Raw genomic sequence first — 8,665 nt, forward strand, 5'->3', positions numbered from 1 at the left:
GCGTCACAGCTCGGTAGCGTCTTCCGCAGGCTCTGGTGAATCCAGTTCGTAGGCCTGGAATTCGAGCAGTTCTTCTTGATAGTCATCCATTGCGTAATCCCCCTGACGCTTGCTTGAAATGGCCTGGAACAAATGACCAGTGCCTCGAGCATAAAGTGCCCGTGTGAAGGAAAAATGAAACGCGTCCTTCATGAAATAAACGTAGCAGGCGGTCAGGAATTTATCGCGGGGAATTTTGAGAAGGACTCATCCACATAACACACAGGTTTACTGCCCGGAGGCAGGCATGGCCGGAATCGGCTCGGAGGGCGGCGGCATGTCCGTCGGGTTGGCCGGCGGCGTGATGGTTTCCGTCGCAGGCGCGGGCTCGGCAACCGGTGCCGGGGTAATCGGCGCGGCTTCTGTCGGCGGTACTACCGGCTCGGAACTGGCCGGTGTCGCTTCTGCAGGCACTGGCGCCGGTGCTGCAGCGGGCTCGGCGGCCGGTGCTGGGGCCGGGGTCGGTTCAGCCGCAGGGGCTGGAGCCAATGGAGCCGGCGCCGCCTTGGCTTCCGGCACACCCAGGTCGGTCTTCGGCTTTTCGGTGATGTGTGCGGCTTTCTTCGCATCGGCCGGCAGGAACAGCTCGACCAGTGTGAAGAAGCGCTCGTAAAACTTCTGCGACGACACGGTTTCACTGGCCACTTTCACCATCGAATCGTCAGACGAGCCGATCGGCATCGACACCGAACCCAATACGCCGACACCCAGACTGGCCGAGTTGTTGGTCTTCTTCAGCGCGTAGCGGTCCTGCAGGGCATTGGCGAACACGGTGGCGTGATGGCCTGCGCTGCCATCATCGGCGCATACCACGTTGAAACTGATCTCCAGGTGGGTTTCGCCAGTCTGCTGGAAACTCTTGTGGCCGCTGACCAGTTTCGGGTCATTGCTGGTAATGATGTAGCCCTGGCTGAGCAACGCTCGGCGGGCCGCTTCGCAACTGGCGGTGTCGGTCACCGGGTAATTGCGCGAAAAGGTGCCGGAGTCGTCGAAATTCTCATGCTCGTAGATAGGCTTGTCCTTGGAGCAGCCGGCAGCGGCGGTCAGCAACAACGCCAACCCGATGAAACGCACGGGAATAGAATTCAACATTAAACATCCTGAGGGAAAACGGTCCGGGGCGTATTGTGCAACAGATCGCTGCCCCGCGGCGTATGGATTAGTGTCTTAAAACAGTTACAACTCTATCGACCTTCAGTGGCAGGAAAAAGTCGCGCCGATAAATGATCGATGAACACCCGCAACTTGGCGGTTGCATGCCGGCTCGACGGCCACAGCACCCAGAACTGTCCGACGTGTTCCAGATACTCATCCAGCACGCGCTGCAGGCGACCCTGCTGCTGCGCCTCGAAGATCATGAAGTCCGGCAGACAAGCGATGCCCATGCCCGCCAGCGCTGCATGCCGCACGGCTTCGATCGACGTACTCACCAGGCGTGTCGGCAAGGTCGGCTCGGGCGCGCCCTCCTCGCGCTTCAGCGGCCAGGGCTCCAGTTTGCCGGTGGCGTGAAACGTATGGCGCAGGCAGGCGTGCTCCGCCAGATCGGCCGGGGTCAGCGGCTCGCCGCGCTCGCGCAAGTAGGCGGGGCTGGCCACCAACACCATATGAAACTCGCCCAACGGTCGCGCCATCAGTCGCGAATCTCGCGGTTTACCCGTCCGGATCACCGCATCGAAACCCTCTTCAACCACATCCACCATGCGATCGGTCAGGTCCAGATCCAGTTCGATCTGCGGGTACAGCGCCATGAACTCGTTCATGACCGGCATCACCAGGTCATGCACCTGCGGCAGGCTGACGCGCAACTTGCCGTGAGGCGCCGCTGCCGCGTCGCACAGTTCAAATTCCGCCGCTTCCACTTCGGCCAGAATCTTGCGGCAGCGTTCAAGAAACAGCGCGCCTTCGCTGGTCAGCGTGATGCTGCGGGTGGTGCGATGAAACAACCGCACATTGAGCCGTGTTTCCAGGCGGGCGATGCTTTTGCCGACCGCCGAAGAAGACACGCCCTGCAAGCGGCCTGCCTCGGTAAAACTGCGGGTTTCCGCCACCTGCACGAACACCGAAATACTGCCCAGGCTGTCCATTCATCCCTCGCTGATTCACGACATTCCTGTCCGAGATGTTCGGAACCCTAACCTGTTTTTCCCGAATGTGCAGCGCCCTACCCTATGGCCTTCGTCTCCTTCGGCAAAAATGGAAACCCGCCCATGAACGATGCGCCACTCAACTCCCCCACGCTCGCCGGCACCGTCGAGCCCACAGAACGATTACCACTGGGCGCACTGCTCGCGCTGGCCACCGCCGGGTTCATTACCGTACTGACCGAGGCGATGCCCGCTGGCCTGCTGCCACAGATGAGCGCTGGGCTTGATGTCTCTAAGGCACTGATCGGGCAACTGGTCACGCTGTACGCCATCGGTTCGATGCTGGCGGCAATTCCGCTCACCATTGCCACCCGGGGCTGGCGTCGGCGCCCGCTGTTGCTGGCGGCCATTGGTGGGTTTGCCATCGCCAACAGCATCACTGCGTTGTCGGAGCTGTACTGGCTGACCCTGATTGCGCGCTTGATAGCAGGCGTCTTCGCCGGGCTGCTGTGGGCTTTGCTGGCCGGGTACGCGAGCCGGATGGTCGCACCTCACCTACAAGGCCGGGCGATTACGGTGGCTATGCTGGGGGCGCCCCTTGCATTGTCGCTGGGCATTCCGGCCGGCACCTTGTTGGGCACCGCAGTCGGTTGGCGCTTGAGCTTTGCGATCATGACCGGGCTGACCGTGCTGCTGGTGATCTGGGTGCGTTGGCAAGTACCGGACTTCGCCGGTGAACACGCCGGAAAACGCCTGCCACTGCGTCAGGTGTTTACCTTGCCGGGCGTGCGATCCGTGTTGTTTGTAACCTTGTCCTACGTCGTCGCGCACAACCTCCTGTACACCTACATCGCGCCATTTCTGGAGCCATCAGGACTTGGCGCAGAAATCGACCGGGTGTTGCTGGTATTCGGTCTGGCATCGGTACTGAGCCTGTGGATCGTCGGCAGCCTGATTGATCGCTGGCTGCGTCAATTACTTCTGGTCAGTGCCGCGCTATTCCTGCTGTCGGCGATCGCACTGGGTCTGTGGCGCGACTCGCCGGGCGTGGTCTACACCGCCACCGCCGTCTGGGGTCTGGCGTTCGGCGCGATGCCCTCACTGCTACAGACAGCCCTGGCGAAAACTGCCAAGGAAGCTGCCGATACCGCGCAATCGATGCTGGTGACCCTGTGGAATGTCGGCATTGCCGGCGGCGGACTTGCGGGCGGTCTGCTGCTGAACAACCTGGGCGTCGGGACTTACCCGTGGATTGTCGCAGCTCTGTTGCTGCTGACTCTGTATGCGACCATCAATGCCCGAAGCCATGGCTTCCCGAACGCCGGATAGCGCGCACAAAAAAGCCCCGGATTTTCATCCGGGGCTCGGGTCTTGCGGCTCAGCCAGGCATCAGAAACGCTTGATGTCGGCTTCGGCTTCCAGCTGTTTGCGGTACGCCGCGAAGTCTTGCTGGCCCACACGCGATGCGAGGAAGCGACGGTATTGCGCTTTCTCTTCATCGGTCGGAGCCGCTGCTTCGTTCACACCGTTCAGGCGCACGATGGTCAGGCTGCCATCCGCCAGCGTCACGCTGGTGAAGGTCGGCTTGTCCTTGGCGGCCGGTTTCGGCATGCGGAACAGCGCTTGCAGCACCGCTGGATCAACGCCTTCCTGAGCGCGGTTTGCCGCTTCAGTAACTTTCCAGTTCTGACCGTCCACCGCCTTGTCCAGCGGCGTCTTGCCATCACGCAGACTGGCGATCAGTTGCTCCGCCTTGGTCTTGGCAGCAGCGCTGGCGTGCTCTTTGGTCAATTGGGTGCGAATGGCAGCGGCCACGCTTTCCAGCGGCAATTGAGCAGGCTTCAGGTGCTCCTTGACGCGCAGCACGATCACGGTTTCCGGATCCAGCTCGATGGCGGTGCTGTTGGCACCCTCTTCCAGCACTTCGGTGCTGAACGCGGCAGTCACGACAGCACGGTTGGCTGCAACGCCTTCGCCACCTTCACGGCCGAACGGCTTGGAGGTGTGCACGGTCAGCTTCAGGTCCTGCGCTGGCTGGGCCAGGTCGGATGCTTCGAACGAAGAGTCTTCCAGTTGCTTGGTCGCCTCGACGAAACGCTGCTCGACTTGCTGGGTTTTCAGCTCGCGGGTCAGCTTGTCTTTCAGGCTGGCCAGAGTCGGCACTTCAGGCGCCTCGACACCCAGCAGCTTGATCAGGTGGAACCCGAAGTCGGTGCGAACCGGCTCGGAAACCTGATCCTTGTTCAGCGAGTACAGGGCTTTCTCGAAGGCTGGATCGTAAACGCCAGGACCGGCATAACCGAGGTCACCGCCGTTGTTGGCCGAACCCGGATCCTGCGAGAACTCCTTGGCCAGCGCTTCGAATTTCTCGCCCTTGGCCAGACGCGCCTGGACTTCTTCGATCTTCGCCTTGGCCTGAGCCTCGGTGGTCTTGTCGTTGACTTCGATCAGAATGTGCGCCGCACGACGCTGTTCCGACAGGTTGGCGATCTCTTTCTGATACGCCGCCTGCAGGTCTTCGTCCTTGACGGCGACCTGATCGAAGAACGAAGCCTTCTTCAGCTCCAGGTAATCGATGACCACTTGATCCGGGGTCATGAATTCCTTGGCGTGCTCGTCGTAGTAAGCCTTGACCTCGTCATCGGTCAGCTTGACGGCCGAAGGGTCAGCCTTGATGTTCAGCGTGGCGAAATCGCGGGTCTGTTTTTCCAGACGGGCGAAGGCCAGCACCTGAGCGTCGGTCACGAAACCGCTGCCCGCCACACCGGCGCGCAGTTGGCCGATCAGCATTTCCTGAGCCAGCATCTGGCGGAACTGCATGCGGCTGTAGCCCAGTTGACGGATCACCTGATCGAAACGGTCGGAGCTGAACTTGCCGTCGACCTGGAATTCAGGCGTCTGCAGGATCACTTGGTCCAGGGCCGCTTCGGAGAAAGCGAATTTCGATTGTTCTGCGCCTTGCAGCAGCAGTTTGCGATCGATCAGACCCTTGAGGGCCGATTCGCGCAGCATTTTTTCGTCCAGCAAGGAGGCGTCGAAGTCCTTGCCCAGTTGTTGCATCAACTGACGGCGTTGCATATCCACCGCCTGGCTCAGCTCGTTCTGGCTGATTTCTTCACCATTGACCTTGGCCGCCTCATTCTTGTGAGTCGTGGCCTGGAAAATGGCGTCGAAACCGGTCAGAGCCATCAGTGCAACGATGACCCCGATAATGGTCTTGGCAATCCAGCCTTGTGAATTGTCCCTGATATTCTGCAGCATGCGTCCCCCAGAAACGGTTGAACTTCAAAATTAGGCAACCGTGGAGCGTGGGTAGAATCCGGATAGAAGAAAGGCGCATCCGAGGATGCGCCTTCTCGTAACTGGCGGAGCGGACAGGGCTCGAACCCTCGATCCCGGTGTGACAGGCAGCTATTCCAACCGCCTGCTCTACCGCTCCGCTGCCAAGTCAGGCATGACCCCGACCCGGATAGGTAAAAACCTGAATCAAACTTAGTTGACGGCTTCTTTCAGGGCTTTACCAGCTTTGAAACCTGGCTTTTTGGCTGCCGCGATTTCCAGAGTCTTGCCGGTCTGTGGGTTACGACCGATGCGAGCTGGACGATCAGTCACGGAGAAAGTACCGAAGCCAACCAGAACAACGGAGTCGCCAGCCTTCAGAGCGCCAGTGACGGATTCGATTACAGCGTCCAGCGCACGGCCAGCAGCAGCTTTCGGGATATCAGCGGATGCAGCGATAGCATCAATCAGTTCCGACTTGTTCACTCTAAGTCCCCTTATATCTATTTTGAGATGATTCTAAGTTTTTTGGTGAAAGCAAAAACGAGTGCTGAATGGCCTACAGACACTTAAGAGCCGCTTTATAACAAGGGCTCTAAAAAGCTGTCAAGGAAGCCCCCCAGGCAAAAGCGTATTAATGCGTGCTAATTCTTTCCTTAGAGTCAGACTCACGTTTTTCGTCCTTGGCAACTATCTCCGGAGCCACATCCGGCAAGGGCTCCGGCGCGTATTGCAGCGCAATTTGCAGGACCTCGTCAATCCATTTAACCGGTTTGATCTGCAGATCCTGCTTGATATTGTCAGGAATCTCCTTCAGATCGCGCACGTTCTCTTCCGGAATAATCACTGTCTTGATTCCGCCACGGTGAGCGGCTAGCAGTTTTTCCTTCAGACCGCCAATGGCCAATACCTGACCGCGCAAAGTGATTTCACCGGTCATGGCGACATCAGCGCGCACGGGGATGCCCGTCAACGCAGAGACAAGCGCCGTGCACATGCCCACACCAGCGCTCGGACCGTCTTTCGGGGTCGCGCCTTCCGGCATGTGGATGTGGGTGTCACGCTTCTCGTGGAAGTCCAGAGGAATGCCCAGGCTCTTGGCACGGCTGCGCACCACGGTCTGGGCCGCAGTGATCGATTCGACCATTACATCGCCCAGCGAACCGGTCTTGATCAGTTGACCTTTACCCGGCACCACAGCCGCTTCGATGGTCAGCAGTTCGCCACCCACCTGAGTCCAGGCCAGGCCGGTCACTTGACCGATCTGATCCTGCTGCTCGGCCAGACCGTAGCGGAACTTGCGAACACCGAGGAAATGTTCCAGCAGGTCAGCTGTCACTTTTACCGAGAAGCGTTTTTCCAGCGCGTGCTCTTTGACCGCCTTGCGGCAAACCTTGGCAATCTGCCGCTCGAGGCCACGCACACCGGCTTCGCGGGTGTAATAACGGATGATGTCGCGGATCGCTTCTTCGTCGAATTCCAGCTCGCCCTTCTTCATGCCGTTGGCTGCAATCTGCTTCGGCGACAGGTACTTCACCGCGATGTTGATCTTCTCGTCTTCGGTGTAGCCCGGCAGACGGATGACTTCCATCCGGTCCAGCAGCGCCGGCGGAATGTTCATCGAGTTCGAGGTGCACAGGAACATCACGTCCGAAAGGTCGTAATCGACTTCCAGGTAGTGGTCGTTGAAGTTGTGGTTCTGCTCCGGATCCAGCACTTCCAGCAACGCCGACGCCGGGTCGCCACGCATGTCGCTGCCCATCTTGTCGATTTCATCGAGCAGGAACAGCGGGTTGCGCACACCCACTTTTGTCATCTTTTGAATCAATCTTCCTGGCATCGAACCGATGTAAGTCCGACGGTGACCACGGATTTCCGCCTCATCACGCACACCACCAAGGGCCATGCGCACGAATTTACGGTTGGTGGCATGGGCGATCGACTCGGCCAGCGAGGTTTTACCCACGCCCGGAGGACCGACCAGGCACAACACCGGGCCACGGATTTTCTTCACGCGTTTCTGTACGGCGAGGTATTCAAGGATGCGTTCCTTGACCTCTTCGAGGCCGTAGTGATCGGCGTCGAGAATGTCTTCGGCACGGGCCAGGTCCAGACGCACCTTGCTCTGGGCCTTCCACGGCACCTGAACCAGCCAGTCGATGTAGGAGCGCACCACGGTGGCTTCGGCAGACATCGGCGACATCTGCTTGAGCTTGTTCAGCTCCGCAGTGGCCTTGGCCAGCGCGTCTTTCGGCAGGCCTGCAGCGTCGATACGCTTTTTCAGGTCCTCGATTTCATTGTGGCCTTCGTCGCTGTCGCCGAGCTCTTTCTGAATGGCCTTCATCTGCTCATTCAGGTAGTACTCGCGCTGACTGCGCTCCATTTGCTTTTTGACGCGGCCACGAATGCGTTTTTCGACTTGCAGCAGGTCGATCTCGGCATCCAGCAAAGCCAGAACGTGCTCGACACGGGCCGACAAATCGATGATTTCGAGGATTTCCTGCTTCTGCTCGATCTTCAGCGCCATATGCGCAGCCATGGTGTCTACCAGGCGGCCAGGCTCGTCGATGCTGTTGAGCGACGACAGGACTTCAGCCGGGACTTTCTTGCCCAGCTGCACATATTGTTCGAACTGCGACAGCAGGCTGCGCACGAATACTTCGGATTCGCGCTCGGCGGCGTCGACCTCGTCGATCAGCGACACTTCGGCACGGCAGTGGCCATCGACTTCGCTGAAGCGCTCCACAGCGCCACGCTGCTCGCCCTCGACCAGAACCTTGACGGTGCCATCAGGCAGTTTCAGCAGCTGCAGAACAGTGGCAATGGTACCTACGCGATAGAGAGCCTCTTCACCGGGATCGTCGTCAGCCGGGTTTCTCTGGGCCAGCAGCAGGATCTGCTTGTCGCCCGTCATCGCGGCCTCGAGGGCTTCGATGGATTTCTCGCGCCCCACGAACAGCGGGATAACCATGTGCGGATAAACCACGACATCACGCAATGGCAAGAGAGGCAATTCGATGGTTGTCTTCATGATTTCGCCTCTACGGCGGCCATAGGGCCGTAATCAGATGGAATTGAACTTGAAGCCAAGATGGGGGCTGCTTCCAAAAAAAACAAGCGCCAGGGGGATGTTAAAAGTTTCTTAAAAAAAAAAGAGGCCCGAACAGACTGTGTGAAAACACACTGACAGGCCTTAGACCAAACGCCCCGACTTATTCGGGGCGTTTGTTTTTGTGCTGAAAAAGGCTCTTCAGCCCATCAGT

At 59.0% G+C, this 8,665-nt stretch carries 7 protein-coding genes; 1 reads left to right on the forward strand and 6 read right to left on the reverse strand.

Annotation, left to right across the window (positions count from 1 at the left end; translation table 11 throughout):
- Positions 1-3: 3 nt before the first annotated feature.
- The 3 genes from CAF63_RS28665 to CAF63_RS25945 form a co-directional block, all read right to left on the reverse strand.
- Entirely contained in the window at positions 4-192 is a 189-nt protein-coding gene (locus tag CAF63_RS28665) for a hypothetical protein (protein WP_139834508.1), read from the reverse strand.
- Positions 193-267: 75 nt separating this feature from the next.
- Positions 268-1,131, reverse strand: a complete 864-nt coding sequence (locus tag CAF63_RS25940; RefSeq protein WP_085690106.1) for a DUF2242 domain-containing protein — start codon at positions 1,129-1,131, stop codon at positions 268-270.
- Between the two features lie 92 nt (positions 1,132-1,223).
- The gene (locus CAF63_RS25945) at positions 1,224-2,123 is read right to left on the reverse strand and encodes a LysR family transcriptional regulator (protein WP_085690108.1); all 900 of its coding nucleotides are present in this window, start codon (positions 2,121-2,123) and stop codon (positions 1,224-1,226) included.
- A 123-nt stretch (positions 2,124-2,246) separates the two neighbouring features.
- On the opposite strand from CAF63_RS25945, the gene CAF63_RS25950 reads away from it, so the two are divergent.
- The gene (locus CAF63_RS25950; RefSeq protein WP_085690110.1) at positions 2,247-3,452 is read left to right on the forward strand and encodes an MFS transporter; all 1,206 of its coding nucleotides are present in this window, start codon (positions 2,247-2,249) and stop codon (positions 3,450-3,452) included.
- Between the two features lie 60 nt (positions 3,453-3,512).
- On the opposite strand, the gene CAF63_RS25955 is transcribed toward CAF63_RS25950, so the two are convergent.
- From CAF63_RS25955 to lon, 3 genes are all read right to left on the reverse strand, one after another.
- Positions 3,513-5,384 carry a SurA N-terminal domain-containing protein gene (locus tag CAF63_RS25955; RefSeq protein ID WP_085690112.1) on the reverse strand — a complete coding sequence of 624 codons (1,872 nt, stop codon included), beginning with the start codon at positions 5,382-5,384 and terminating at the stop codon, positions 3,513-3,515.
- Positions 5,385-5,615: 231 nt separating this feature from the next.
- Positions 5,616-5,888, reverse strand: a complete 273-nt coding sequence (locus tag CAF63_RS25960; protein ID WP_002552737.1) for an HU family DNA-binding protein — start codon at positions 5,886-5,888, stop codon at positions 5,616-5,618.
- Positions 5,889-6,036: 148 nt separating this feature from the next.
- Complete coding sequence (gene lon, locus CAF63_RS25965) at positions 6,037-8,433, reverse strand: endopeptidase La (protein WP_085690114.1); 2,397 nt, start codon at positions 8,431-8,433, stop codon at positions 6,037-6,039.
- Positions 8,434-8,665 lie beyond the last annotated feature (232 nt).

The sequence above is a fragment of the Pseudomonas sp. B20(2017) genome, from assembly GCF_002113125.1.
Taxonomy (GTDB): domain Bacteria; phylum Pseudomonadota; class Gammaproteobacteria; order Pseudomonadales; family Pseudomonadaceae; genus Aquipseudomonas.